Here is a 25,450-nt window from a genome sequence, read left to right as displayed (position 1 = left end):
GAAAAGGAGAAGGCTACTTGCTGCCGCCCTTGTCGGTCGCAGCCAACTTGTGCGTTGTCCGCTGGCCTTCTTCGAGCGGGACATCGGCATGGGAAAAGCCGATGCCGATGAGGAAGGACACCACGCCCGTGATGGTCTTGAACTCGCGGATCTTGATGTCGTTGTAGGTCGTCCGGGTACGGGCCGTGACCAGCAGCTTCTCCACGCCATCGTCAGAGACGACACGCATGATCCAGACCCCGTAATAGCTCGGGCCTTTCTTATGTGCCGACTCCTGGCACAGGATTTCAGCGCTATAGCCACTTTCCACGAGTTCGCGGAAACGTGCTTCCGTAACCACATTTGGTGCTTCGATGTCCCAGTTCATGGCCCGGCTCACGCTTTCTCAAAAGACGCAACGCCCGGGCATTCCCACTTGAAGCCCAGTGTTACGATAGTATATTAACAACCGCAAGATGTAATTTTGTGCTGCGGCTGTAGTTTGGTTGCGCACCCATTAGGCATGCGCGGTGGATTCATTCAAGGAAATATGGGGTTTCAGAAACCTCCGGTTGTGCACTTCCAGCCTTCCATGGGCATTTGCGGCGTTGATGGTTTTTGTTGACCAGGCGCAAGCCGAAACTTGCCTTGCTCCAAAACGACCTTTTGTTCCTGACGATCCGAATGATGCGCATCAGTTTCGAGAACTCATTCGTCAAGACTTCGAATTCTACATCCGAGATATCCAAGCTTACTTTCGGTGCCTGGATGAGGAACGTGAACGAGCGTTCAAGGAGGCTCAGGAGGTAAGCCAGGACTACGGTCGCTTCCTTCAGATCGCCGGTGACTGAGTTCCAAGGCGCGCAGCTAGACAGACCGTGATCAAAGTAACTTGGTCTTCTACCAATCGCACTGCATCCAGAAAGTAACTCCATGGAATCCTATGAATATCCACTTTTTAGATAATCTATAAAGTAGATTAGCCCGGTCACAAGAGGTTTGTGACGCGTGGCAAAGACGATCAGGAGTTCAGGACATGAAGCACTCCGCGAAGCACTGATTGCGGCGCGGAAAACGGCTGGATTGACTCAGGATCAACTGGCCAAACGGCTGAAGCAGCATCAATCGTTCGTGGCGCGTGTCGAAAGTGGTGAGCGTCGGATCGATGTGGTGGAGTTGATCGTGCTAGCGCGGGCCCTTGGAACAGATACGGCAGGCCTGTTGGCGGCAACAGAATCAGCGACGGAGCCAGACCATCGGATCTGACGAATCCAAGTGGCCGTCAAATCAGTAATTTACTTGCTCGAAACCGTAGTTTCCGTCGTAGTCACGCCAATCCACAAAGACCGACCGATGATAAATGCTGGGACAATTCTGACCCCAGCGTTCGAGTCCGACATGCGCGTCGGGCAGGGCGGTCAGTGTGGATCGAGCCCAGGAAAAGTCGCCTTGGGTACCGTAAGTTCCTAAAACAACGGTTGCACTTCGGTTGCAATCACCGTCTCGGCCAGATTCATGCTGCCTCGCATAGCGGACATCAAAGACCCGAATGGAGCGCACGAAGTTGAATTCTGGCCCGCTGATGTCGATATCGGCGCGGTTTTGCACGAGGTGCAGAGCTAAACCTTCTGGGCGTGTGGTGCTTTGCGTACCGTTCAGGCGAATGACAGCAGGAATGGGCCGGGGATTGATGTGTTCTAACGCTGTTGGGAAACTCTGTGGCTGGGGGGATCGCTCGCTTGCAAAGATGTCGTAAAGCTGAGCTTTGGGTAGTGTTGTGCTGTCAACGCCGAAAGACGCGCCCATCGGGCAACGCCAAATCTGCAGCGGTGGCTCAACAGGCCAAGGGGTGATGCGGCAAATGAATTCGGCCCGAGCTCGCGAACATGGAACTGAAGCGGGCCAACCGCCAGAAAGGCAGAGTAAGATTGCACAATCGATCGGGTAAGTCTGAGCGCTAGCTCTGCTCGGCAAAGAAATGAGAGACAACGCACTCATTCCCAAGGCCAAGAATACGCGAGCAAATATGTTGGTCATGGCGTCTCTCTGAGCGTGACAGTCAGCTCCCAATATCACGAAAGTATATCATTGTCACGCGAAGTGTATCCAACTCTGAGAGCGATCGCTGCCAACCCAGTTCAATCTTTGTCATCGTCGGCACGAAGAGCTCTTGGTAGCCCCACGACGTCATCGCGCGTCGCACGATCACAACCAGGTTGGGGCGCAAATACCATGGATTCTGGAACAGGCATGTCGGACAGCCAGAGGAGCGAGATTTCCATGCTGTTCCAACGATAGACCCACGCAAGCGTTTCGCCGAAAGCACCCAGCAGCCGTCCGATAGGCGTTGCTTCTTTCAGATCTTCTGTCACTCTTTACGATACTCCGATCCAGCGATCTTATAGCCAACTGCACGGTGCTACCGGAGCTCCTCGAATAGATGCGATGGTGTTGATCGTTTTCTGCCAGAGAAGGGTAATAATATCATGTTTTCAGTTGCTTATGAGAAATCGCATAATGAAATTTATGTTAAATATTTTATCCGGTATGCTCGAGCCCCGCAGCAATTCCAGAAATCGTTAGTTTGAGATTTCTCAGTTGGGTTGCGTCATCGGGTTTGTTGGAAAGCTCCTGTAGAGCCAAGAGCTGCTCGCTGTTCAAATGCTCAAGCAACCGACGACGTCCTGCGAATTGCTCATCCATATCTAACGGGTCGGTTCCAGTGATTTTCGTAAACCACGCAGCCGATAATTCCCATTCAGCAAAGATCGCGTTGAAGACGCTGCGGCGTGTTCTTTTGTCAGTAACTAATGAGCTGTAATCCTTGGCAACCCTCATGTCAGACTTGCATAATGCCAACCCAATTCCGTCCACTACACTCTTGAATCGCAGGTCATCGCTGTAATGCCGCGCCAGAATATCTGACTCGGTAGGGTCTAGTTGAGCGAACGCCGAGCCAGAACCAAACCAGCCGGGAAGCATGTGTCGGCTCTGTGCCCAGCTAAGGACCCATGGGATTGCCCGGATTTGCCCAAGCTCATTCATTGCGCCACGACTAACCGGGCGCGAGCCTATGTTAAGGTGTGGCAGAAATCGAAAGATCGTTGCCTGATTGAAATAGTTGAAGAAGCCGGGCGTGTCAGAGACGAGTTTCCGGTAGCTGTCATTTGCGTGCTGTGAGAACCGGTCTAAAATCTCAGTTCTGCTATTGTTGGTGCTTTCCACAATATTAGGCCTGTTGGCAAACTGTAGAAGTTCGACCGCGACTTCATTAAGATGTTGGCTGGTTTGTTCCTTTGTGCCGAAACGTTTTGATATGACCTCGCCTTGCTCGGTTACTCGAAAGCGCAACGACGATTTCGAAGCGGGTTGTGCCTCGATTGCCTGTCTTGTTGTGCCGCTGCCGCGTCCAATTGAACCACCGCGTCCATGGAAGAAACGAACCGGAATTCCGTGCTTCTGAAAAAGATCGACAAGTGCCTGCTCGGCACGACCCGTCTCCCAGCGAGAGGTAACGATACCGCCGTCCTTGTTGCTGTCGGAATACCCAAGCATGATCAATTGTTCGCCGCCAGTTTCGCCGAGCCGCTTCATGTACTGGGAGCACTCAATTAGCTCGGACATGATGGCAGGTGCACGTCGCAAATCTGCAATGGTTTCAAACAGCGGCACAGCTTGCACACCGGACGCCCCTCCTAGCCCGAACGTATCCAGCAGGAAGCACAGCTCCAGAACGTTCTGACTTGTCCGGTTGTTCGAGATGATCGCATATCGAATAGTGTCCGGGCCTGTAACTGTGCGAATTTCATCGGCAGCACATAGGATTTGGATCTCCGATTGCGCGATTTCCGAAAGTTCCGAAGATGGGCTGGGTGTATAGGTAATCGGGTTTGCCAAGAGGTCTGATAAGAGCTCGGTCTGTTCCGCGGAAGTGAGTGAAGAATAGTCCGGCGTCACACCTGTATCAGCGAGAATTTCGGCTACGGTTTGAGAGTGGATTGTAGCGTTTTGACGAAGGTCAATGCTCGCCAAATGGAAACCGAACGCCAAGACGGACAACATCAAGTGTTCGAGACGGTCCGCCAGTCCCCCTTTGAGTTTGATTTTTGACAGTGCGCCGTGGACGATTTGAAGATCTTGGTGCAGTTCTTGTGGCGTTGCAAACAGGCGCTCTTGCACCTTTCTCCTAATCTCCGACAAAGCACATCTCACCGCCTCATCGGCATAGTGCCGGGGTGCGTCTGGATGCGAGGCGGCCAGCTCAAGTAGATCCTCGGGAATATTCACGAGGCTGTCGGAGATGGACAGCAATTCTTCAAGCTTCAAAAGTTCGGAAGTATAAAAGGACGCTATCGCGTCGCTTTGCTGCTTTGCCGCAAAGCGTAGGATATTTGCTGTTACAAACGGGTTGCCATCCCGATCACCGCCAATCCAGGTAGAAAAATTGAAGCTGCGTTGAGGATTGCTACGATATCTGCCCAGTGTGGCCAACACTCCGGGCAACGCCGATATAATCGAATTTTTGAATGCCGCAATCCCGTTTTCGATCTCGTCTTTTACCGTCAATGCCCCACTTCTAGACGGCGCAGTTAACCACAGGAGCTCGACCAGATCGCGAACCTCACCGCTATCCGCAGCATCTTCGGAGCGCATCAGCGTTTCGAGCAAAGCACGCAAAAGGCGCAGGATGCTTTGGCGCTGCATTTCGGTGGGATGGGCGGTCAGAACGAATTCAACTTTGAAGTCTTGAATAGCTCCACAGTTCTGCTCCTGTCCCTCACTCTCGATGTCGGCCAGGAATGCTTCAAGATTTGGAAGACTGTCAGATCTCACGGATGCCAATGCCATCGAAAGGTTGTGAAACAGCATTAACAGACCAAGCATTCGGAGGGTGGCAGGGTTTCCAGTGGGATTCGTGCCGTCCTCCGATGCTGCAGAACAGCAATCAGCCGCTGAATTCTCAGACTCATGCTGGGAAATCACCTCTAGAAGGCATGCCTCCAATCGCTTGAATGTCTCAGATGAAGAGTTGTTGAAAACCGAGCGGCCGATTACTTCATTCATATTAGTGCGCCTTCACAGTTTCTCGGTCAGCTCAGGCACGGCATCAAAGAGGTCAGCGACCAGGCCGAAGTCGGCGACCTGGAAGATCGGCGCTTCTTCGTCCTTGTTGATGGCCACGATGATTCTGGAGTCCTTCATACCAGCAAGGTGCTGGATCGCGCCGGAGATGCCGACCGCAACATAAAGATCAGGCGCGACGACCTTACCGGTCTGACCAACCTGCCAGTCATTGGGTGCATACCCGGAATCGACCGCCGCGCGGGACGCACCAACAGCCGCGCCCAGTTTGTCGGCCAGGGCCTCGATCAGTTTGAAGTCGTTCTCAGAACCGACACCTCGGCCGCCGGACACAATAGCGCCAGCGGATGTCAATTCGGGGCGATCGCTTTCGGCAACCTTGTCCTCGACCCACTCGGACAGGCCGGACCCACCGGGAACGGCGACAGCCTCAACCGCGGCAGAGCCACCAGCTTCAGCGGGATCGAATGTGGATGTACGGAAGGTGATGACTTTCTTGGCGTCGGACGATTTCACCGTTTGGATCGCGTTGCCCGCGTAGATCGGGCGTTCAAACGTGTCCGCATCAACAACTGCCGCAGCGTCCGAGATTGCCATCACGTCCAGCAGGGCTGCGACGCGGGGCATCACGTTTTTAGCGTCGGTGGTGGCGGGGGCGACGATGTGGTCATAGTCGCCAGCCAGTGACAGGATCAGATCAGCGGTGGTTTCGGCCAAACGGTGGCCCAGCACATCATCTTCAGCCAGCAAGACCTTGGCGGCGCCAAGTGTGGCCGCTTCGTCCGCGGCTGCCTTGGCAGTTGCGCCTGCGCACAGGATCGTAACATCACCCAGCATCTTGGCCGCGGTCATTGCCTTGGCCGTGGCATCCATGTTCAGTGCACCGTCGGTGACTTCTGCAAAAAGTAGAACAGCCATTACACAGCCCCCGCTTCTTTGAGTTTCTCGACCAGCTCGTCAACCGAACCAACGATGATACCAGCGGCGCGGGCTTCTGGCTCTTTGGTGCCGACGATTTCAAGACGGTTGGCAACATCCACGCCGTAGTCGGCGGGTGTCTTTTCGTCCAAAGGCTTTTTCTTGGCCTTCATGATGTTGGGTAGCGATGCGTAACGCGGTTCGTTCAGGCGCAGATCAACCGTCACGATGGCAGGCATCTTGACCTTGATTGTCTGCAAACCGCCGTCGACTTCGCGTGTCACCGTGGCGGTGTCGCCGTCCACGTCCAGCTCAGAGGCGAATGTGCCCTGGGCCCAGCCCGTAAGGGCTGCCAGCATCTGGCCGGTGGCGTTCATGTCGTTGTCGATCGCCTGCTTGCCTGCCAGTACAAGGCCGGGCTGCTCTTCGTCGATGATCCCCTTAAGGATCTTGGCAACGGCCAGCGGTTCGATGTCCTGATGCACATCATCCGTTGCGATCACCAGGATCGCACGATCCGCGCCCATGGCCAGCGCTGTGCGCAGGGTCTCCTGGCTTTGCTTGACGCCGATCGACACCGCGATCACTTCCTCGGCCTTGCCGGCCTCCTTCAGACGGATCGCCTCTTCGACCGCAATCTCGTCAAAGGGGTTCATCGACATTTTCACATTGGCAAGATCAACCCCGCTCCCGTCCGCCTTCACACGAACCTTAACGTTGTAGTCAATCACACGTTTGACAGGCACCAATACCTTCATCAGCCGCTTCTCCTGTTGGACGAATGTTAGTAACTAAATGGTTACTAGAAGGTCCTCGCGGCCGAGTCAAAATTTTTTTCTGAACTAGGAAGCTGCAAACATCACCGTTGGTTTTTCGACTTTCTAAGCGAGGTTCTTTCCAAACAATTCAACTGAATTGAAGAGATGCGGGTCCCTGTCTTATTACGCAACTGCATTCCCTACTCCTTGTAAACACGATACGTCTTCTTCTTCGCGTTGATCTCCCAACCCTCCCGGCGCAGAAGCACATGTACGCGACGATAGCTAAACCGCACGCGTGTCACACAAATATCTTTGACCCCCTGTTCTAACGCGGCATGGTCGCGCCGACGAAACTTGTACCGTAATGTCCGAGGATCCAACCGGATAAGACCACACGCCCTCCGGATCGACACCCGCCAGTCGGTTCCGATCTCATCAAGCAGCGCTCTTTTGCGACCAGGCCTCAAAGCTTTCGTTTGATAACGTCCTGAAGCATTTCCTTGTCCAACGACAAGTCAGCGGCGATTTTCTTCAGCCGCCTGTTCTCGTCCTCCAGTTCACGAAGCTTCTTCATGTCCGTCGGTACCATCCCAGCGTAATCCTTCTTCCAATTGAAGCACGTCTCTTGGCTGATGCCAGCCTTCCGACAGATCTCAGCAACTGGTGTTCCTTCTTCGCCCTGCTTGGTGATGAATGCCTTCTGCGCGTCTCTAAATTTGGATTCTTTCATCGCTATCCGCTCCTCTCCCGGCCGTGGGAAACCTATCGAAAGTTTCCAACCCAAAAACGCGGACGTTTTCAGGAGGCACTGCACCCGCCACCTCGCCAACCATCTAGGTAGCAAAGAGCAAATTTTTACGGAGAAACATGGCTCGGACGAAATCTGAGGTCGATATGGGATTTCATGATAACAAGGAGAATATTCAATCAATGAAGTTCCACTTAGAAGCTCAACGAGTGATTTTTGGATCGCCGGAAATATAACAAAAAGTTATAGATTTATGAATTAATAGAACTTGTAAGAATTTTGTATTGCTGACACTTTTGAGCTGAATCATCTCGCTTTCTGAGAACTTCTAGCACGAGATTCATGGCCCTGGAGGAGGAGCTACAAAATGAATGAACTAACCGGTTATTTAAAAAAGCTTGTAACGATAGGGACGCTGGCGTTAATGCCAATGGCTGCATTTGCAGATGAGGACTACCCCTCACGTCCAATCACGCACGTTTTTCCGTGGGGTACGAGCAGTCCGACTTTTGCCGCTAGTCAGATCATCGCTACAGCGATGGGTGAGGAACTTGGAGTAGCAATCAACACGGTATCAATGACTGGCGCCAGTGGTATGAATGCCTTCAAGACCGCGCTTGCTGAACCTGCAGACGGCTACACTTTGATCGATGGCTATCTGGCACCTCTAGTGATCGCGCCAATGAACGGAAATGCTGATCATTCCTATACAGACTTCATTCCACTCCACTTCGGTGTGTCCAATGCTTTTGCAATCATTTCGCGTGCTGATGAAGATCGGTGGACGGACTTCCCTTCGCTGATCCAATACCTAAAGGATAACCCCGGCACGACCAGATATTCGGGCGGACCTGAAGTTGCATTGCCGCACATGGTCGGTGCGATGGTTATGCGCCACAATGACACGCTCAGCCGACATATTCCGTATTCAGCAACGGCTGACGGCGTAAAGGATCTGCGCGCAGGAATCATCGATTGGGTCGTAACGACGCCAGGTGCCTACAGGGCCAACGAGTCTCACGTTCGGGTCGAAGCTGTCCTTACAGATGCGAATGATGCCCAGAACTGGTACGGCGGTGCGCCCTTGATCCACGAATTTATGCCGGAGTTCCCATTGCGTGGACTTGGATCTGTGGGCTGGACCTGGTGGGTGGTTAAGGCTGGAACTCCCGATGCCATCGTCGAACAGATGCGCGACGCCCAGTTTGCCGCAATGCAACGCGAGGATGTGCGCCAGAAGGTGGCGGACCTCGGCTTCGTAATGAATGGCTACACCGCTGATCAATACGAAGAAGTAGTTGGTCCGGTTGAAGAAATGCTCCAAGCGGCGACGGACGCCCTGACTTGGGAAAAGGAAGCTCTAGAAAACAATTAAGTTGTTCTAGAGATGCTGTGCCTCCCCCTTTTCCTTCCCTTTAGGGGGGGGCACAGTGTTGCATTGACGGGTTTGCAAGTGGGGGCGAGACCATGACTTCAAGAAGTTTTGAATTTGCAGTTGCCATAACGTTGTTGGGGATAGGCATTGCCATCCTGATCTACACCGGGACCGTTTTCGTCGACGCCGGTTATGGCGACGGTGACGCATTGCAGAACGCAGGCCTGTTCCCGCGTATCGTCGCCTGGGGATTGATCGCTCTCTCATCAATGACATTGGTTTCCCAGATCGCGGGAATGGTCAGTGATGCATCCGAAGAAGGTGCCATGCCGGACTATGACCGGGCATTGCGCATCAAGGCCATCCTCCATCTGGTTCTGGTGGCCATCTACCTGAGCGTTTTGCGGTTTGTCGGCTACGACATCTCCACGCCGATCTTCCTTTTCTTACTTTTCCGGCTGCTCGGCGCCCGATGGGTCGAAGCAGCTCTACTCGGCATCATTATCTCGCTTTTGCTGGCCTTCGTCTTTGAGAGTGGATTGAACGTCATTTTCCCGGTCGGCCGACTGGGCCAAATTTTCTGAGGTTGCCCGATGCTTGAGATTCTGAGCCAAGGCCTACCAGGCTTTCTGACACCGCAAGCGCTCATGATGGTGACTGTCGGCACATTTGCCGGCCTGATAATCGGCGTGCTGCCCGGTCTGGGGCCGCTTATGGGGATCGTGCTGCTTACCCCGATTGCCGTCTATCTTGACCAGGTGGCAGCCATGTCGCTTTTGGTGGCAGTCTATGTGGGCGGGAGCTGTGGAGGCGCAGTTTCCGCCATCCTGTTGCGGATACCCGGCACGCCGCTAGCCGCTGCCACTCTGCTGGACGGCTACCCCATGGCCGCCAAAGGCAAAAGCGGCGAAGCCATCGGCCTGGCAGTCGCGGCTTCGGCCGTTGGCGGCATAATCGGCGGGATCTTCTTGGTCTTCCTGTCGCCGTTGCTGGCGAATGTTGCCCTGAAGTTTGGCCCTTTTGAGTATTTCGCAATCACTCTGATGGGGCTCCTGAGTGTTTCGATTGTCTCGCAGGGTTCCGCAGTCAAAGGCCTCACGGTCGCAGCGCTTGGTCTCTTTATCGCAACCTTTGGCGCCGACAAATTCTCGCAATACAATCGCTTCACTTTCGGGACCGATGCGTTGCTGGGTGGCTTCCATATTGTGGCCGTCATCGTTGGTCTTTTTGCTTTCTCCGAGATGTTCCTGGAAATCGAACGCGGAGGGCTGGACGAAAAGAAAGACGGTCAAGCCGGTCGTGTTCCTTTCTTCAAATCGCTTGGTGCACTTGTGCCGAGATGGAAGAACCTTCTGCGGTCTTCGACCGTCGGCACGTTGTTCGGCATCTTGCCGGGAGCTGGCGGGGTTATTTCCTCCTTCACGTCTTATGCGATTGCCAAGTCAAACGCAGGACCGGACGAGAAGTTTGGCGAAGGGGAGCCCAACGGCGTCATTGCTACTGAAAGTGCCAATAACGCCTGTTGTGGCGGTGCGCTGATCCCATCCTTCGCGCTCGGTGTGCCCGGTGACGCGGCAGCGGCCGTGCTGATGGGTTCGCTTATTCTGATCGGGTATTTCCCTGGCCCGACGCTCTTTGAAAATCACATCGATATCGTCGGCGGCATCTTCCTTGCGTATCTGTTCGCCAATGTCGCGCTGGCTTTTCTGGGTATTTGGCTGGCACCGCTGTTTGCATTCACACTGAGGATCAAGAAGCGCCAGCTTATTCCGATCATCACAGTGCTGGCCATTGTTGGCACCTTCTCCATCCGTTGGTCTGTTTTCGATCTTTGGACGATGCTGGGCTTCGGCATCATTGGCTATCTGCTGCGTCGGGCAAACTACCCGCTTGCGCCTGTCGTGATCGGCCTCGTCCTTGGGCCAATATGCGAAGAAAACCTGCGCCGTTCGCTGCTGTTTTCTAACGGAGACTACGGCATCTTCTTCGAACGCCCCATTAGCGCAACGATCATGGCCATCAACGTTGCCGTGTTTACCTGGATATTCGTGCCGCCTGCTTTGAAAGCAAAGCTGATGTTCTGGAAGTCTGCTGAAGTCGTGAAAGGGTCCAACCAATGAGCGGCAACCGTCCAAATGTTATTGTCATACTTGTTGATGACATGGGCTTTGCCGACATGGGCCTGATGGGATCCGAAATCCAGACGCCCAACATCGACAAACTTGCAAAAAACGGGGTCACATTCAGTTCCATGTACAATTGTGCGCGCTGTTGTCCCACGCGTGCGTCTTTGTTGACTGGGCTATATCCACACAAGGCCGGGATCGGGTTTATGGCGGTGGACTTCGGACTGCCGGAATATCAGGGCAAGTTGCGCAATGATGCCGTGACAATTGCGGAGGCCATGCGCGAAAACGGCTATCGCACGCTGATGTCGGGCAAGTGGCATGTCGGTGGTGACTTCGAACCGCGTGATGCTGACAACTGGCGGGTGGGAGACGTCGACCACCCATCCCCGCGTCAGCGTGGATTTGACCGGTTCTTTGGCATGGTTGACGGAGCGATGAGCTTCTTTCATCCGCATCATTTGATGGAAGACGACAGCCGGATAGAGATCACCTCCGATGATTTCTACCTGACGGATGCGATCAGCGACAAAGCCTGCGACATGATCGAGGATTCCGTCGAGGATGAGAAGCCATTCTTCATGTATCTGGCCTACAACGCCCCACATTGGCCACTGCATGCGCCGGCAGAAGACATAGCGCGATATGACATGGTTTATCGCAACGGCTGGGACAAGATACGGACCGCCCGGCACGAGAGCATGATTGCTCTCGGCGCGCTGCAAAACCCATGGGAGATTTCGCCGCGCGACGCCAACGCGCGCCCCTGGGAGCATACCGAAAACCAGGATTGGGAAGCGGACCGGATGGCCGTCTATGCGGCCATGGTTGACCGGATGGATGCCGGGGTCGGACGCGTTGTGGACTGCCTGGAAAAACAGGGCGTCAAAGACAACACGCTCATTCTGTTCCTGTCCGACAATGGCGGATGCGCGGAACTCTTGGCCGAAGACGGTTGGTGCAAGTCTTTCCCGGATGTTCTGCCCGATGGACGCGAGATCAACTCCGGCAACCGCCCGTCTTTGCGGCCGGGCAGTGCCGATACCTTCATGAGTTATGATCTGCCCTGGGCCAATGTCTCCAACGCGCCATTCCGTCTCTATAAACACTGGGTGCACGAGGGCGGTATTTCGACCCCGATGGTCGCTCACTGGCCGGATGGTATCGAGACACGTGGCTTTGCTCATACGGCCTGGCATGTGGTGGATATTCTGCCGACAATCCTCGAAATAACAGGCACGCCATACCCGTCGGAATACGGCGGTCACCCGATTCAGGATCTGGATGGGGAGAGTTTTGCGGGCGTTTTCAAAAAGGAACACGCGCAGCGCGAGCGTCCGATCTTCTGGGAACATGAAGGCAATTCAGCCCTGCGAATTGGCGATTGGAAACTGGTCCGAAAGCACGGCGAGGACTGGGAACTCCACAACATGATCGAAGACCGGACCGAGCTGAATGACCTGAGCACACGCCACGCCACCATGCGGGAACAGATGATCAAGGACTACGGCGGTTGGGCCCATAATCTGGGGGTCCGCCCCTGGGAAGACGTCGTTCAAATGGCCGAGGCACGGTACGGCCGGGACACAGATCTGAACGGCAATACCAAATAACTATAGGATCGGATGCATGAAGGTTCTCTTTGTCCTGTTTGACTCGCTCAATCGAAATGCAATTGGGGCCTATGGCGGCAATTGGATCGAGACGCCCAATTTTGACAGGTTTGCACAAAAATCCGTCCGGTTTGACAACCACTATGTCGGTTCTATGCCCTGCATGCCGGCGCGGCGGGATCTGCACACAGGCCGGTTGAATTTCATGCATCGTTCCTGGGGCCCTCTCGAACCTTTCGACAATTCGATGATCCGAACTCTGAAAGATCAAGGTATCTGGAGCCACATGATCACCGACCATTCGCACTATTGGATGGAAGGCGGTGCGACCTACCACACGCAATATTCCAGCTTTGACTTCATCCGCGGACAGGAAAAGGACCGCTGGAAAGCGATGGTGCAACCACCGCTGGAGCGTTTCCGGGAGATGTATCACAGCACGCAGACCAACGGCTTGGACGAAAAATACCTGCCCTATATGATCAGCCGTGAACACCAGCCCGAAGAGGCTGATATGCCTTTGGCCAAATGCATGGCGTCGGCCCACGAGTTTCTTGACATGAACGGCGACAAGGACGGATGGCTTTGCCATTTGGAGTGCTTTGACCCACATGAACCTTTCTGGTCACCCGAGAGGTTTCAGGGACGCAGGGACAGCGGCTATGAGGGGCCCATTCTCGACTGGCCCCGCTATGACAAGGTCAGCGAAAGCGCCGAAGAGATTGAAGAGCTGCGCAACAATTATGCAGGCCTCGTCGAAATGTGCGACGAGTACTTTGGCAAGTTGCTTGACCACCTGGATCGCATTGATGCTTGGGAAGATACGGTGGTCATACTTGCGACTGACCACGGGTTCCTGCTGGGTGAACATGAGTGGTGGGCCAAGAATATCACGCCTTACTACAATGAAATCGCCAACATTCCTCTGATGATCTACCACCCGGATCACGCGGATCAGGGCGGCACCTCCCGCAAGGCACTGACCCAGACGATGGACCTGATGCCAACCATCTTATCGTTGTTCGACGCGCCGATCCCGGACAATGTCGAAGGACAGGACCTGACCCCGTTGCTAGCTGAGGATGCTCAAGGCCACTCGGCCGTAGCCTATGGGGTGTTCGGCGGAGCCGTTAATGTCACTGACGGGCGCTATACCTATTTCAAGTATCCTGAAGAGATTTCGAACCAGGAACTCTATGAATATACATTGATGCCAACGCATCTCGAAGAAGCGTTTTCGGTCGAAAACCTTGCTGAGTTGCAACTGTCCGAACCGCTAGAATTCGCTCAGGGCCTCAAGCTGATGAAAATCCCCGCCCGGGCGGAGGAGGATGGAGCGATATCCGTGCCATGTATGGGAACGCCACGAGAAACCGAAACAGTTTTGTATGATCTACAGAGCGACCCTGGGCAATACACCCCGATTGAGGCACCAGAAGTTGTCGAACGGCTTGAGAACGCGCTGCGTGATCTCATGACACGTCATCACGCGCCGGAAGAGGCTTATCGCCGTATCGGACTTTAGACACCGGCCTCTAACCTTCGGGCCAGAAACCAACCTACCAATTCAAAAACATCAGGAGAATTCCCATGATCCGACACATTGTCGCCGTCAAATTCAACGACGGAACCAGTTCAGACATCAAGCAAGGGATTTACGCGGATCTGGCGAAACTCTCAGGCCACATCGACGGTATATCTGACTTTCAAAGCAGAGCGAACGTAAGCGTTGAAGACGAATTGGTGCGCGGTTTCCGTGACCTATTTTGGTTTGATTTCAAAGACGAGTCTGTCCGGGACGCTTATTTGGTCGACAGTGTCCACCAAAGCATCGGGAAACGTATCGTCGATAACGCCCAGGGCGGTATAGATGGCATCTTTGTGTTTGATATCGAAGTCTGAAACAACTGAGAAGACTAGCTGATCAGAATGGCTGGGCTGACGTTTTGGAAGACTATCCGAACAGTTAGTCCAGCGTGAGATGCCGCCATTAACTTGACTGCGAAGGCCCCATCGAAGAGCCTTAAGCAAGGTGAATGACGATTGGTAGCAAAATGAGGGGTTTGCTTGCGCGGCAGCTCGTGCACTTCGCACAAATATATGACTGTAAGAGCATTCGTGCGGCCGGAGAGGTACTGGGCCTATCTCAACCGGCACTATCCAAAAGTTTGAAGCAACTAGAGGAACATCTTGGTGTTATCCTGTTCGAACGTCGTCAAGGCGGTGTTGTTCCTACGGCCTTCGGCGACGTCCTGCGCAGGCGTACCAACATCCTTGACCGAGAGCTTGAATACACTGCTTGGGAAATCACTGCGCTTTCCAGGCTGGAGCAAGGCGCGCTGAAAATTGGTGTGGGCCCAGTGTGGAGTCAAAGACTGATGCCGCGGGTCTTGCATGCCTTTTGCAAGCGATATCCCAAGATTTCACTGTCGCTGGAAATCGGGTCTGCGGTGAAATTTGTCAAATTGATCGAAGCTGGCGAGGTTGATCTATATTTTGGGGGCGATGCGACCGGCGCGTCCAACACTTCGCTTATGTTCTCACCAATTTGCGATTTGGCACTGAATTTCTACGCACATGAGGCACATCCAATTCATCAAGCGAAACCTGATGACTTCAAGCAGTTGGAAGATTATGACTGGATCGGTTTTTCAAGGCAGGACGACATAGCAGCCATTATCCAGGAATACACAAACCACCCTCGGTTTACTTACAAGGGACTTTCTGTCCAACACGAGAGTTTTGAGACCCTCGCAGCAATTGGTCAGGATGGGCCGTATTTGGTCTTTGCTCCGGATGTATTTGAGCAAGAACTGGCGGCGTTTGGGATAAAACCAATCCCGATCAAGGGCATTGAGGGCATCGTCAGGACCGGAATGATTTGCCGCGAAAGCGCAATGCTTCTCGAGCCAATAAGGTTTCTTCTGGAGTCCAGTCGCACGCAATTCGGGGAAACTGCGGCATAGTCTAGAAACAAGACCCATTAATCCTGAATTGTCAGCAGCAGTCTCGGAACCGTTCAACGATGGTGTCCAAAACCTCGTCTGGATCCCTCTTCCACCAGTTGTTTGCCGAGAAGATTTCGACCTCACAAAGCCCTTGATAGCCAGTTCCCTCGACGGCAGATCGAATTGCTTTGAGGTCCGCAACGCCGTCGCCCATCATGCCTCGATCCAGCATGATATCAGAGGTGTCGGCTAGCCAGTCGCACAAGTGGTATCCTAGAATACGCCCTTGAGCACGCCCCAGGAGCGTGTCGGTCAAGGTGGTATCCCACCAGACGTGGCAAACATCGATTGCTATGCCGACATTTTCTGATCCGATTTCATCTGCGACGTTCAGTGCGTCAGCCGCGGTCATCAGGCAGGTCCGATTTCCAGCCATCGCTGGATTTAAAGGTTCAAGAGCTAAGCGCACACCTCTCTCAGCGGCATAGGGCACCGCACGGGCGACACGATCAATCAGAACTTTCTGACTCTCCGACATGCCCTTGGTTCCAGGCTCTGGACCACCAGTCACAATTGTCAAAACGGACGTCTGCAATTCGGCGGCTTCATCAATTGATTGATGGAAATCGTCCATGATGGCTTGATCATCCGCCAACGTCAGCGGACCGGTCAGAAAAGGAGATCGGCATAGACCCACCACTTCTAGGCCAGCTTCGCGGGATAGTCGGCCCAACTTTGCGGCGTTGTTGCCCAGTTCCCTGCGCCAGAAAACAATCCCACCATAGCCCCGTTTGGCACACCCATCGATGACCTGTTCAGGCGACCAGCCTGCGCCGGCACCTTCAACGTTGTGCCCCAGAGTAGCAGTATTTAGCGCCAGAGCAGAATGGTTCGATGAAAAGTCTCGCACGGCTCAAACTCCATAGAGCTTGAGCAAATTTCCCATGCGATCTGCCGCAGTATCAGGGTCGCGCAGTAGCCCACATTCGTCTGCCATTTTGAAGCAGTCAACGAAGTAAGGCAGTGACCTGGTCGATTGCGCACCATTCAGCATGATAAAGTGGTCTTGAAAACTGTTGAGCCACGCAAGGAACACAACGCCGGTCTTGTAGTGCTGCGTCGGTGCTCGGAAGATGTGACGCGCAAGAGGAACGGTCGGATCCAGAGTGTCGCGGAAAGATTCTGCGTCCCCTTCGCTCAGTTTGCTGACAGCGTAGGCAGCCGCTGGGGCAAGCGGGTCAAAGATACCCAGGAGCGCGTGGGAGTATCCCTGCTCATCTCCTTCGATCAACTCGGGGTAGTTGAAGTCGTCCCCAGTGTACATTTTCACACCTGCTGGCAAGCGCCGCCGCATGACGATCTCTTTTTCTGCTTCGAGCAGAGAGACCTTGATTCCGTCAACCTTGGCGGCGTTCTCTTCGATGATTTGAAGACAGGTTTCCAAAGCGGGTTCGAAATTACCGGAGCCCCAATAACCGGCCAAATTCGGATCGAACATTTCACCCAGCCAGTGAAGAATAACCGGTGCATCACAGGCAGCAAGTACATCGCGATAGACGGATATGTAGTCTTCTGGGCCCTTTGCGACTTTTGCCAAGGCTCTGGATGCCATTAGAATGAGCCGCCCACCGACCTTTTGAATCGCCTCGACCTGTTCGAGATATGCGCGACGCACATCGTCCAAAGTCGTGGTTTCGGTTGGGATCAAGTGGTCCGTGCCGCAACCGTTCGCGACAAGCGCATCGGGCAGCTCTTCTTTGGTTCGGCGGATTAGCTCAAGCGCTCCGTTCCAATCCAGACCCATTCCGCGTTGAGCTGTGTCCATCGCTTCGGCGATACCCAAACCCATTCCGGCGAGGTATCGGCGAAACTCCATGGTCTTTTCCCAATCGACATGAGCAGGTCCGGTTGGGTCATGATCTCCGAAAGGATCCGAGACAACATGGGCGGCTGAGTAGAGTACGCGAGCTGAGTTCGCAGTCAATTTCGCGGGGCGAACGGGAGTGCCGATAAGCGTGTAGTTAGACAGCACACCGTTTGTGTCGGGCAATTGGAGTTTCATGGTCTTGATCCTTAGAAGCGGGGGACAAGCATGCCGCCATCGACCGAGATCGTTTGGCCGGTCGTGTAGGGAATGCGATTGGTGGCGAGCGAAGCTATCACGGTTCCAAGATCTTCTGGCTGGCCAACACGGGGCGTAAGACAAAGACCTTCTTCGGCGCGTTTCTGATAGCTTTCAATGACCGGCTTGGTCATCTCAGTCGCTATCAGCCCAGGCTGCACGTCGTAGACAGATATGTTTTCGCGACCAAGCCGAACCGCCCAGGCTTTGGAGGCCATCGCGGCTGCGGCTTTCGAAACGCAATATTCGGAGCGAGGCTCAGCCACCGCCACCGCATTGGAAGAGGTCACGTTTACGATGGAGTAAGGCAGGGACGCGTCGCGATCTCGCGACAGGATTCGGCGCGCGAATGCTTGCATCAAAAAGAAGACTGCCTTCGTGTTAACCGCAAGACAACGGTCGTAACTGTCTTCTGAAACTTCAAGCGGGTCGCCCCTCTGCATAACGCCGACACCTGCATTATTGACCAATGTGGTCAGCGGGCCGAGCGCGTCTTCGATTTTGCCAAGCGCCGTGTCATGGGACGAAAGATCAGTCACATCAAAAGGTGCTGAAACGACGCGGCCGCCTTCGGCACCTACGGTATCCACAGCGGCTTTCAATTCATCATCATCTGTCGGGCCGTTTACCGCGATACTGAACCCTTCACGGGCCAAGGCAACAGCAGCGGCCAACCCTATCCCGCGGCTTGATCCGGTAACAAGAGCAACACGCCCAATCATGCCGCGGCACCTTTGGCCAACAATTCGCGCGCAATGATCATGCGCTGAATTTGGTTGGTGCCTTCGTAGATTTGGGTGATTTTCGCGTCACGATATAGGCGTTCGACCTCAAACCCCCGAATGTACCCAGAACCACCAAACACCTGCACCGCATCTGCCGTTCTTGCGACGGCCATGTCGCCTGCAAAGCACTTTGCCATCGAGCAGTATTTTGTAGAATCGGCACCGCTGTCGATCTTCTGGGCGGCGCTATGGACCAGCAAGCGAGCTGCCTCAACATCCTTGGCAATGTCGGCGAGTAGCCACTGAACACCTTGGAATTCCGCGATTGGCTTCTTGAATTGCTTGCGTTGTTGAGCGTATTCCACAGCGGATTCAAGACCTGCTTGGCCAATGCCCACAGCCAGCGCTCCAATACCAACGCGCCCCTTGTCGAGCACGCTCATCATCATATGAAACCCACGGCCTTCTTTCCCCAGCAGGGCGTCCGCCGGAAGACGAACATCGTCAAAGTTCAATGCGCCAACCTGACTGGCGCGCTGCCCCATTTTGTGCTCTTTGGGTCCGCGCGAGACACCTTCCGCATGCAAATCGACGATGAAAATCGACATGCCCCGATGCCCTGCTTCCGGATCCGTTCGCGCGAGAACGAAACCAACGTCGGCAACGGGTGCATTGTGAATCCAGATTTTTCCCCCGTTGAGAATCCAATCATCACCATCCTTTTTGGCGATAGTGCGGATTCCTGAGACATCTGTGCCGGCTTCGGGTTCGGTGATGCAATACGCTCCCCTCAGCTTCGCTGTAAGCAGGCCCGACAGCCAGTTTTTGCGTTGGCCATCAGTGCCATGTTTGACGAGGAGTGTTGATAAGAGTTCAACCAACCCGCACTGGTCAGCAACGCTTGCATAGCCCCGCGACAGTTCCTCCATAACCAACGCATAGGTTACGGTATCGAAGCCTGGACCTCCCATGTTTTCCGGAACCCCAATTCCAAATAGTCCCAATTCGCCCATTTGGTCATAGATCTCACCTGGAAAGCGCTCTTCACGATCAAGATCTTCTGCGACAGGGCGGATGACATCCTCTGCAAATTGACGCGTCATCTCGCGAACCTGCTGATGCGTTTCGGTAATGAACATATCGCCTCCTACGTAACCGGTTAGTTACTTGTAAGTGCAGTCTAAGGCTTGGTCAAGGGTTCATAAGGGTTGATTTGTGACCCTCGCTATGCCTAAATAACTAAGTGGTTACTTTAGGGAGGATGGCATGCAGCCGGACAGCAAGGTGAAATTCGGACGCGTTGATCTGGAGGTGAGCCCCTTCGGCTTCGGAACGGCGCCCATCGGCAATATTTTTCGTGAGATCGATGAGGAAACATCGGATGCGATGATCCAGGAAGCCTGGTCGCAGGGTGTTCGGTATTTTGACACCGCGCCAATGTACGGCCATGGTCTGTCCGAGCTACGAACTGGTCATTCTCTGCGTTGGAAAGACCGTGACGACTTCATTCTCTCGTCCAAAGTCGGTCGCATTTTGAAGCCAGCGCGCAAGGCCGACATCGACTACGCACCCTGGACGAATGCCGGTCGTTTTACCATGCACTTTGACTACAGCTATGATGGAACCATGCGTAGTTTCGAAGACAGCTTGCAGCGAATGAATCTTGAGCGGATGGATATCTGTTTCATTCATGACATTGACGTCTTTACCCGCGGCGACGAGCAGCCTGAGGTCTTTAAGCAAGCCATGGATGGTGCCTGGAAGGCCCTTTCTGACTTGCGGGATCAGGGTGTCGTCAAAGCTATCGGCGTCGGCGTGAATGAGTGGGAAGTCTGTCACGCTGCTCTGCAACAGCGCGATTTTGACTGCTTCCTGTTGGCAGGTCGCTACACGCTCCTCGAGCAGGATGCCTTGAATGAATTTCTGCCGCTTTGTGAAGAGCGTGGAGCCGCGGTGGTCGTGGGAGGCGGGTTCAATTCGGGCATATTGGCAACCGGTGCGAAAGAAGGTGCTAAATACAACTATGCCCCTGCCCCTGCCGACATAATGGACAGGGTCCGCAAGATCGAGGCAGTTTGTGCCGACTACGATGTACCACTTCCAGCAGCCGCGCTGCAATTTGTAGTAGCGCACCCGGCGGTTCCCACCTTTATGGCGGGAACCCGAACTGTAGAACAGCTGCAGCAAAACTTGCGTTGGTTCAGTCATCCAATCCCAAGTGAATTCTGGGCGAAACTGAAATCGCAAGGTCTGTTGCGCGAAGACGCTCCAACACCTTGAGCGGTCGCATACTAAAGCCAGGCCGGTATGGCCTGGCCAATCTGTGTGTCGGCGACATCATAGAAATCGGCTCCCGCCAGGTAACCACACGGGAAATCGACGCATTCGCTGAACTGACCGGTGATCGGTTTGAGATTCATATGAATGCTCTTGCTGCGCAAAGGCATGGCTTTTCCAACCGGGTTGCCCATGGATTGCTCGTGCTGTCTTTAGTTGATGGTCTCAAGAACCAGGCGCCTGCTCAGTTTTCCGCGATCGCATCCCTTGGTTGGAATTGGACCTTCTCGGCACCTGTGCTTGCCGATGACACCATTTTCGCCACCATAAGAGTTGCCGCTTTACGGCGGACATCAGACGGTGACCGTGGCATTGCAACATTAGATTTCGAGGTGCGAAACCAGTCAGGGGCGACCGTTCAGCGTGGAACCAATGAGTTGATGATCTACGTCTGAGTCCGTTCAAAATTCATGTGTCAGGAGAGCCAGACACCCTAATGAAACATCAAGAGTCTGGTGAAATCTGCTGATGGCGCGGTCGCGCTTTCCCCATTTGCAATCGCAATTTGATCGCGAAATACAAAAAGAATGGTCAGCGCAAGAAGACCTGCAAAGTACAAGCATCCGAGTGAAGCCGTTGAAACCTGATTGGCTTCACTCAGTTCTTTATCGGTCTTTGTCTTCATGGATTCCAATCCCTTTTGAACCAAACGGCTGTTCGCAAATGCAATGGTCTTCCTGTAGTGTCGATCATATCAGTCGCCGGCCTGTGCCTCTGTCTTCAGGACTTTTTGGATCAAGATTGCCCTAAAATCATTCACGTTGGTGCCGGTTGGGCCGGGTACAAAGAGTTCACCAATCGCATCGAAAGCGCCCCAGGAATCGTGACTTGCAAGTGCCTCTAGTGGGTCCACTCCAGCGGCCCTCATTCGTGTCGCACTATTGCTATCCGCAAAGGCACCGGCGTTATCTTCGGATCCATCAATGCCGTCGGTGTCGGCCGCAAGCGCCGTTACGCCAGCCACCTCTGCAATGGCCGAGGCAAAGGAGAGCAGGAATTCACTGTTGCGCCCACCTCGCCCTCCAGAATCGCGGATTGTAACGGTGGTTTCACCACCAGATAACAACACTACGGGCGCTGCGACGGGGCGGTTTCGGCCCGCAACTTCACGGGCAATCGCAGCGTGCATTAGGCCGATATCGCGCGCCTCACCCTCGATCGCGGCCGAGAGGATTACCGCCGGAATGCCCCGACGCTCCGCTTCGTGCTTCGCGGCTTCAAGAGAAAGGCACCCGGAAGCGATCACCTTTGTTTCCGTGCGCGCGAAGATTGCGTCATCCGGCGAAGGCGCCCGGGCCAAATCACTTTCCAGATGGGATAGGATGCGCTCAGGTAGTTCGATGCGATGGTTTACAATCAATGCCCTTGCTTCTTCGAGGGCTATCGCTGACGGGGCAGTCGGCCCTGACGCCACTTCAGCCGGGTTGTCTCCTGGGACATCGGAAACCACCAAGCTTACAACACGCGCCGGAAAGGCAGCGGCTGCAAGTCTCCCCCCTTTGATGCGGCTTACATGTTTGCGGATCGCATTCATAACCCCGATGGGCGCGCCGGACTTCAAGAGTGCGGAATTCAGCAATTGCTCATCCTGCAAGCTTAAACCAGCGGGCGGCGCGGGCAGCAGTGAAGAGCCTCCGCCGCATATCAAGGCAACGACGAGATCGTCCTCGGTCAGACCGGACACGGCCTGCAACAATGCGTCGCTCGCCCGCAACCCCGCCTCATCAGGAACCGGGTGCGCGGCTTCCAAAACTCGGATGTGGCGGCAGGGCATAGCATAACCGTATCGGGTGACCACAACGCCTTCCAGAGTGTCATTCCAAAGGTCCTCGAAGGCAGAAGCCAATTGAGCAGCACCCTTCCCTGCCCCGATTACAACTGTACGTCCCTTCGGCCGATCGGGAAGGTGGGCGCGGAGCGCCTCCTTTGGATCAGCGGCGGCTACGGCCGCATCGAACAGGGAAACCAAAAAGGACCTATCTTCAGGCGTCATCACAGCTCGATGTCACAAACAAAGACACCCTCCGCTTCACCTTCAAGGCATGCAACGATATCGGCGCCAATCGCCTGGTGCTCTGCGTCAACAAGATAGGAATCTCGCGTATCAGCATCCCGAAAATCGAACCAGAACATGTCTAAAAAACCGCGCACCAAGGGGGTTTCCACGGAAACATTCTCCCTATGCTGGAAGTCCAGAACGCCGTCGATGCGGGCCACAAGCCCATTAAGCCGCTCATAGAGAGCTTGTTTCTGGTTCGTGTTGATATCGTTGCGGAATCGCAAATGAACAAGATGGCGGATCATGAGTCTTCCTCGTTTTTGAATACTGGCGGGCGTTTTTCTCGGAAGGCACTTATGCCCTCTGTCAGCTCTTCGCTTGCCGCCGCGATATGTCCTGCCAAAGCCTCGAGTACACGCTCGCGCTCTTCTCCTTCAGCAGCATTGATTAGCATTTTGGTCAGTTCAGATGCCAGCGGACCGCGTTTTAGAACTGATGCGGCCAGTGACTTCGCACCCTCAAGTGCTTCGCCTTGTCCCACCACTTGGTCGACGATGCCTTTGTCAAGCGCATGCTCGGCAGATAGCACTTCGCCAAAAAGTGCCATGCGACGCACGAGCTGTGCACCAAATCGTCTTACTGTACGCTGTGTTCCGGACCAACCAGCAATGATGCCAAGACCAGCTTCAGGCTGTCCGACCTTTACCTGTTCTTCGGCAATGCGGTAGTCAGCACAAGCAGCAAGTTCTAGACCTCCGCCGAGCACGTGCCCATTGATTGCCGCGATCACAGGTTGGCGAAGGCGTGCCAGACGATCAAAACTTTCGTGACCATCGCGAACCCAGTGGCGCGCAAACTCAAGGGGAGTGTTGCCACTCCACGCGTCGATGTCGCCGCCCGCACAAAAAGAGCTCCCGGTTCCAGTGACAATAAGCACTGAGATGTCATCTCGATGCTCAATCTCTCTGCAACGTGCTGCGAGCTCGTTCATCATCGTGGTATCGAGCGCATTCCGTTTGGCTTCGCGCTCTAACCTCAGGATGCCAATGCTGTCTGAAACCTCCAGCGAGAGCGCGCCGTCGTTAGTCATGCTTTTTTCAACGCGAGCTGCATTACTTCGGGGGAGAACAAGCCCGAATCCATAGTTTTGAGGTTGTCCGAAACTCTTAGCTCTGTGGCCGCTTGATCCAGTACGTCGCGCTGAAGATCCAACCCAGGAGCGATTTCAGTGACGACAAGTTCACCTTCAAGCAATTGGATGACACAGCGCTCGGTCACATATGTCACGTCCTGGCCTAGCTCTTGTGCACGCGCTCCAGAAAATGACACCTGGTCGACTTCTTCCACAAACTTCGCGACCTTTCCTTCTTTGTGGATGATCAAGCGACCATCCTGGATTTCCATCTTGGCTCCAGCATTGAAATTGCCCGAAAAAACGATTTTGCGAGCTCGCGCTGTGATGTCGACGAAGCCCCCTGCTCCGGCCGTACGATGCGGGACTCCTCGCAACCGTGAGACATTGACTGAGCCGTCTTTGCCAACTTCAAGGAATGACAACAATGAGGCGTCAAAGCCACCGGCTTGAAAGTAGGTAAATTGATGCGGCGAGGCGACAAAGGCTTCGGCATTGGCTGAGCAGCCAAATTTGAAATCGAGCAATGGCACACCGCCGACCGCCCCTTGTTCGATCATCCAAGTGACCGAACCATGCAGGTCCTCTTCAACAAGAATGCGCGGGACATTGGCAGAAATGCCGAAACCGATGTTCACAGCCCAGCCATCCCGCAGCTCTTGGGCGACACGGCGTGCAATGACTTTTCCGACATTGAATTCAGCATTCCGGAATGTCTGTAGAGGCCGGATCAATTCGCCGGAAATTGCCGGATCGTACTGGGTCGCTGTCGTCTGAAGCTGCTCGGGGGCCTCCACGACAAAATCGACAAGAATGCCGGGAACTCGGACATCATGCGGTCGGATTGAGCCATTCTGAGCGACTCTCTTGACCTGAGCAATTACCAGGCCGCCGGCGTTGCGCGCGGCCAGTGCCATCTCCATGGCACCCAGGTAAGCGCCTTCATGTTCAAAGCTCAGATTTCCGCGTTCGTCTGCTGTTGTCGCGCGGATGATAGCGACGTCAGGACAGATCGACGGAAAAAACAACCATTCTTCACCATCGAAATCGCGATGGGATACGATTGGCTCCTTCTTCGCGGCTTCGTTCATCGCGCAAGCTTCCCAATCCGGATCAACGAAGGTTTTGAGTCCCACCTTCGTCAAGACACCGGGTCGCTTGGCGGCACCTTCCCGCAGAATATCAAAGATTATTCCGGCAGGGACGTTGTAGGCCTTGATTTGCTCCGCGGTGATCATCTGCCAGATCTTCGGTGGTTCGGCCTTGGTCGGTCCTGACGGGTAAGATCCGCCGATGATCTTGGTCAGCATACCCGGTTTCGCAATATGATCGACGCCAGGTGTGCCAAACATATCGCCGGCAGCAATAGGATGTATCGATGTTAGATTTCGCGGGGCACCCTCTCGATCAAATCGCTCACCCAAGGCTGCCAAGACCGCATCTGGGCAACACAAACCGCTAGACGAATTCACAGCAATAATGGAATCGTCATTGATGCGGCTGACGGCCTCCTCGGCGGTTGCGACTTTGGACATCTTGTGTTGCCTCGTTGTAACTAACTGGTTATTTGTAATATGCAGCGAAG

General features: G+C 54.2%; 26 protein-coding genes and 1 pseudogene. 10 read left to right on the top strand and 17 right to left on the bottom strand.

Features of this window, described 5'->3' with window-relative positions; all coding sequences use genetic code 11:
* Positions 1-13 precede the first annotated feature (13 nt).
* On the bottom strand, positions 14-367 hold the full coding sequence (locus E4662_RS22005) for a hypothetical protein (protein WP_067927679.1): 354 nt from the start codon (positions 365-367) through the stop codon (positions 14-16).
* Positions 368-515: 148 nt separating this feature from the next.
* Positions 516-914: a hypothetical protein gene (locus tag E4662_RS24485; protein ID WP_206080339.1), complete on the bottom strand. Its 399-nt coding sequence runs from the start codon at positions 912-914 to the stop codon at positions 516-518.
* Positions 915-987: 73 nt separating this feature from the next.
* Between E4662_RS24485 and E4662_RS21995 the strand changes: the two genes are divergently transcribed.
* Positions 988-1,245: a helix-turn-helix domain-containing protein gene (locus E4662_RS21995; RefSeq protein WP_136443786.1), complete on the top strand. Its 258-nt coding sequence runs from the start codon at positions 988-990 to the stop codon at positions 1,243-1,245.
* A gap of 21 nt (positions 1,246-1,266) precedes the next feature.
* On the opposite strand, the gene E4662_RS21990 is transcribed toward E4662_RS21995, so the two are convergent.
* The 6 genes and pseudogenes from E4662_RS21990 to E4662_RS21965 form a co-directional block, all read right to left on the bottom strand.
* Positions 1,267-2,016, bottom strand: a complete 750-nt coding sequence (locus E4662_RS21990; RefSeq protein WP_206080338.1) for a hypothetical protein — start codon at positions 2,014-2,016, stop codon at positions 1,267-1,269.
* A 101-nt stretch (positions 2,017-2,117) separates the two neighbouring features.
* On the bottom strand, positions 2,118-2,351 hold the full coding sequence (locus tag E4662_RS21985; RefSeq protein ID WP_136443785.1) for a hypothetical protein: 234 nt from the start codon (positions 2,349-2,351) through the stop codon (positions 2,118-2,120).
* Positions 2,352-2,517: 166 nt separating this feature from the next.
* A complete protein-coding gene (locus tag E4662_RS21980; RefSeq protein WP_136443784.1) occupies positions 2,518-5,043 on the bottom strand; it encodes a phosphoenolpyruvate carboxylase in 2,526 nt (841 codons plus the stop codon).
* Positions 5,044-5,055: 12 nt separating this feature from the next.
* Positions 5,056-5,979: an electron transfer flavoprotein subunit alpha/FixB family protein gene (locus E4662_RS21975; protein ID WP_136443783.1), complete on the bottom strand. Its 924-nt coding sequence runs from the start codon at positions 5,977-5,979 to the stop codon at positions 5,056-5,058.
* Positions 5,979-6,737: an electron transfer flavoprotein subunit beta/FixA family protein gene (locus tag E4662_RS21970; protein ID WP_136443782.1), complete on the bottom strand. Its 759-nt coding sequence runs from the start codon at positions 6,735-6,737 to the stop codon at positions 5,979-5,981. Before E4662_RS21970 ends, E4662_RS21975 begins: the two co-directional genes overlap by 1 nt.
* A 203-nt stretch (positions 6,738-6,940) precedes the next feature.
* Positions 6,941-7,470: pseudogene (locus tag E4662_RS21965) on the bottom strand (transposase); the annotation flags it as partial.
* A 385-nt stretch (positions 7,471-7,855) separates the two neighbouring features.
* Here E4662_RS21965 and E4662_RS21960 point away from each other — a divergent pair.
* The 7 genes from E4662_RS21960 to E4662_RS21930 all read left to right on the top strand — a co-directional run bounded on the left by E4662_RS21960 (position 7,856) and on the right by E4662_RS21930 (position 15,568).
* Entirely contained in the window at positions 7,856-8,863 is a 1,008-nt protein-coding gene (locus tag E4662_RS21960) for a Bug family tripartite tricarboxylate transporter substrate binding protein (protein WP_136443781.1), read from the top strand.
* Positions 8,864-8,955: 92 nt separating this feature from the next.
* On the top strand, positions 8,956-9,447 hold the full coding sequence (locus E4662_RS21955; protein ID WP_136443780.1) for a tripartite tricarboxylate transporter TctB family protein: 492 nt from the start codon (positions 8,956-8,958) through the stop codon (positions 9,445-9,447).
* 9 nt (positions 9,448-9,456) lie between these two features.
* Positions 9,457-10,983, top strand: a complete 1,527-nt coding sequence (locus tag E4662_RS21950) for a tripartite tricarboxylate transporter permease (RefSeq protein WP_136443779.1) — start codon at positions 9,457-9,459, stop codon at positions 10,981-10,983.
* Positions 10,980-12,602: an arylsulfatase gene (locus E4662_RS21945; protein ID WP_136443778.1), complete on the top strand. Its 1,623-nt coding sequence runs from the start codon at positions 10,980-10,982 to the stop codon at positions 12,600-12,602. The genes E4662_RS21950 and E4662_RS21945 overlap by 4 nt, the downstream gene beginning before the upstream one ends.
* A gap of 16 nt (positions 12,603-12,618) precedes the next feature.
* Positions 12,619-14,127, top strand: coding sequence for a sulfatase (locus tag E4662_RS21940; protein WP_136443777.1), 1,509 nt, complete (start codon positions 12,619-12,621; stop codon positions 14,125-14,127).
* Positions 14,128-14,192: 65 nt separating this feature from the next.
* Complete coding sequence (locus tag E4662_RS21935) at positions 14,193-14,504, top strand: Dabb family protein (RefSeq protein ID WP_136443776.1); 312 nt, start codon at positions 14,193-14,195, stop codon at positions 14,502-14,504.
* A 134-nt stretch (positions 14,505-14,638) separates the two neighbouring features.
* Positions 14,639-15,568: a LysR family transcriptional regulator gene (locus tag E4662_RS21930; protein WP_136443775.1), complete on the top strand. Its 930-nt coding sequence runs from the start codon at positions 14,639-14,641 to the stop codon at positions 15,566-15,568.
* A 31-nt stretch (positions 15,569-15,599) separates the two neighbouring features.
* Here the strand turns inward: E4662_RS21930 and E4662_RS21925 are convergent, their stop codons facing one another.
* From E4662_RS21925 to E4662_RS21910, 4 genes are read right to left on the bottom strand one after another with little or no spacing between them, the layout of a single operon-like run.
* Entirely contained in the window at positions 15,600-16,460 is an 861-nt protein-coding gene (locus E4662_RS21925) for a sugar phosphate isomerase/epimerase family protein (RefSeq protein WP_136443774.1), read from the bottom strand.
* A gap of 3 nt (positions 16,461-16,463) precedes the next feature.
* Entirely contained in the window at positions 16,464-17,612 is a 1,149-nt protein-coding gene (locus tag E4662_RS21920) for a dihydrodipicolinate synthase family protein (protein ID WP_136443773.1), read from the bottom strand.
* A gap of 11 nt (positions 17,613-17,623) precedes the next feature.
* Complete coding sequence (locus tag E4662_RS21915) at positions 17,624-18,394, bottom strand: 3-ketoacyl-ACP reductase (RefSeq protein WP_240705287.1); 771 nt, start codon at positions 18,392-18,394, stop codon at positions 17,624-17,626.
* Positions 18,391-19,536, bottom strand: coding sequence for an acyl-CoA dehydrogenase family protein (locus tag E4662_RS21910; protein WP_136443772.1), 1,146 nt, complete (start codon positions 19,534-19,536; stop codon positions 18,391-18,393). Before E4662_RS21910 ends, E4662_RS21915 begins: the two co-directional genes overlap by 4 nt.
* Positions 19,537-19,663: 127 nt before the next feature.
* Here E4662_RS21910 and E4662_RS21905 point away from each other — a divergent pair, with 127 nt between their 5' ends.
* Both E4662_RS21905 and E4662_RS21900 read left to right on the top strand, forming a co-directional pair.
* Complete coding sequence (locus tag E4662_RS21905) at positions 19,664-20,677, top strand: aldo/keto reductase (protein ID WP_136443771.1); 1,014 nt, start codon at positions 19,664-19,666, stop codon at positions 20,675-20,677.
* On the top strand, positions 20,674-21,129 hold the full coding sequence (locus E4662_RS21900) for a MaoC family dehydratase (protein ID WP_240705286.1): 456 nt from the start codon (positions 20,674-20,676) through the stop codon (positions 21,127-21,129). Before E4662_RS21905 ends, E4662_RS21900 begins: the two co-directional genes overlap by 4 nt.
* Positions 21,130-21,167: 38 nt before the next feature.
* Here the strand turns inward: E4662_RS21900 and E4662_RS21895 are convergent, their stop codons facing one another.
* The 5 genes from E4662_RS21895 to E4662_RS21875 form a co-directional block, all read right to left on the bottom strand.
* Positions 21,168-21,359, bottom strand: a complete 192-nt coding sequence (locus E4662_RS21895) for a hypothetical protein (RefSeq protein ID WP_136443770.1) — start codon at positions 21,357-21,359, stop codon at positions 21,168-21,170.
* 69 nt (positions 21,360-21,428) lie between these two features.
* Positions 21,429-22,727: a glycerate kinase type-2 family protein gene (locus tag E4662_RS21890; protein WP_136443769.1), complete on the bottom strand. Its 1,299-nt coding sequence runs from the start codon at positions 22,725-22,727 to the stop codon at positions 21,429-21,431.
* On the bottom strand, positions 22,727-23,038 hold the full coding sequence (locus tag E4662_RS21885) for a Dabb family protein (protein WP_136443768.1): 312 nt from the start codon (positions 23,036-23,038) through the stop codon (positions 22,727-22,729). The genes E4662_RS21890 and E4662_RS21885 overlap by 1 nt, the downstream gene beginning before the upstream one ends.
* Positions 23,035-23,823, bottom strand: a complete 789-nt coding sequence (locus E4662_RS21880; protein ID WP_136443767.1) for an enoyl-CoA hydratase/isomerase family protein — start codon at positions 23,821-23,823, stop codon at positions 23,035-23,037. Before E4662_RS21880 ends, E4662_RS21885 begins: the two co-directional genes overlap by 4 nt.
* Positions 23,820-25,400 (bottom strand): acyl CoA:acetate/3-ketoacid CoA transferase, encoded by a 1,581-nt coding sequence (locus E4662_RS21875; protein ID WP_136443766.1) that lies wholly within the window; start codon positions 25,398-25,400, stop codon positions 23,820-23,822. The genes E4662_RS21880 and E4662_RS21875 overlap by 4 nt, the downstream gene beginning before the upstream one ends.
* Positions 25,401-25,450: the final 50 nt, after the last annotated feature.

Source organism: Pacificoceanicola onchidii (assembly GCF_004804335.1).
GTDB lineage: Bacteria > Pseudomonadota > Alphaproteobacteria > Rhodobacterales > Rhodobacteraceae > Pacificoceanicola > Pacificoceanicola onchidii.
The sequence above is the reverse complement of the archived record's forward strand: the minus strand, read 5'-3'. Positions and strand labels throughout refer to the sequence as shown.

What these genes read in the sequence shown, in the direction of transcription:
- E4662_RS22005 (WP_067927679.1), bottom strand. Translation starts at nt 367, where the DNA reads ATGAACTGGGACATCGAAGCACCAAATGTGGTTACGGAAGCACGTTTC.
- E4662_RS24485 (WP_206080339.1), bottom strand. Translation starts at nt 914, where the DNA reads ATGGAGTTACTTTCTGGATGCAGTGCGATTGGTAGAAGACCAAGTTAC.
- E4662_RS21990 (WP_206080338.1), bottom strand. Translation starts at nt 2,016, where the DNA reads ATGACCAACATATTTGCTCGCGTATTCTTGGCCTTGGGAATGAGTGCG.
- E4662_RS21980 (WP_136443784.1), bottom strand. Translation starts at nt 5,043, where the DNA reads ATGAATGAAGTAATCGGCCGCTCGGTTTTCAACAACTCTTCATCTGAG.
- E4662_RS21975 (WP_136443783.1), bottom strand. Translation starts at nt 5,979, where the DNA reads ATGGCTGTTCTACTTTTTGCAGAAGTCACCGACGGTGCACTGAACATG.
- E4662_RS21970 (WP_136443782.1), bottom strand. Translation starts at nt 6,737, where the DNA reads ATGAAGGTATTGGTGCCTGTCAAACGTGTGATTGACTACAACGTTAAG.
- E4662_RS21960 (WP_136443781.1), top strand. Translation starts at nt 7,856, where the DNA reads ATGAATGAACTAACCGGTTATTTAAAAAAGCTTGTAACGATAGGGACG.
- E4662_RS21955 (WP_136443780.1), top strand. Translation starts at nt 8,956, where the DNA reads ATGACTTCAAGAAGTTTTGAATTTGCAGTTGCCATAACGTTGTTGGGG.
- E4662_RS21950 (WP_136443779.1), top strand. Translation starts at nt 9,457, where the DNA reads ATGCTTGAGATTCTGAGCCAAGGCCTACCAGGCTTTCTGACACCGCAA.
- E4662_RS21945 (WP_136443778.1), top strand. Translation starts at nt 10,980, where the DNA reads ATGAGCGGCAACCGTCCAAATGTTATTGTCATACTTGTTGATGACATG.
- E4662_RS21940 (WP_136443777.1), top strand. Translation starts at nt 12,619, where the DNA reads ATGAAGGTTCTCTTTGTCCTGTTTGACTCGCTCAATCGAAATGCAATT.
- E4662_RS21935 (WP_136443776.1), top strand. Translation starts at nt 14,193, where the DNA reads ATGATCCGACACATTGTCGCCGTCAAATTCAACGACGGAACCAGTTCA.
- E4662_RS21930 (WP_136443775.1), top strand. Translation starts at nt 14,639, where the DNA reads ATGACGATTGGTAGCAAAATGAGGGGTTTGCTTGCGCGGCAGCTCGTG.
- E4662_RS21920 (WP_136443773.1), bottom strand. Translation starts at nt 17,612, where the DNA reads ATGAAACTCCAATTGCCCGACACAAACGGTGTGCTGTCTAACTACACG.
- E4662_RS21915 (WP_240705287.1), bottom strand. Translation starts at nt 18,394, where the DNA reads ATGATTGGGCGTGTTGCTCTTGTTACCGGATCAAGCCGCGGGATAGGG.
- E4662_RS21910 (WP_136443772.1), bottom strand. Translation starts at nt 19,536, where the DNA reads ATGTTCATTACCGAAACGCATCAGCAGGTTCGCGAGATGACGCGTCAA.
- E4662_RS21905 (WP_136443771.1), top strand. Translation starts at nt 19,664, where the DNA reads ATGCAGCCGGACAGCAAGGTGAAATTCGGACGCGTTGATCTGGAGGTG.
- E4662_RS21895 (WP_136443770.1), bottom strand. Translation starts at nt 21,359, where the DNA reads ATGAAGACAAAGACCGATAAAGAACTGAGTGAAGCCAATCAGGTTTCA.
- E4662_RS21890 (WP_136443769.1), bottom strand. Translation starts at nt 22,727, where the DNA reads ATGACGCCTGAAGATAGGTCCTTTTTGGTTTCCCTGTTCGATGCGGCC.
- E4662_RS21885 (WP_136443768.1), bottom strand. Translation starts at nt 23,038, where the DNA reads ATGATCCGCCATCTTGTTCATTTGCGATTCCGCAACGATATCAACACG.
- E4662_RS21880 (WP_136443767.1), bottom strand. Translation starts at nt 23,823, where the DNA reads ATGACTAACGACGGCGCGCTCTCGCTGGAGGTTTCAGACAGCATTGGC.
- E4662_RS21875 (WP_136443766.1), bottom strand. Translation starts at nt 25,400, where the DNA reads ATGTCCAAAGTCGCAACCGCCGAGGAGGCCGTCAGCCGCATCAATGAC.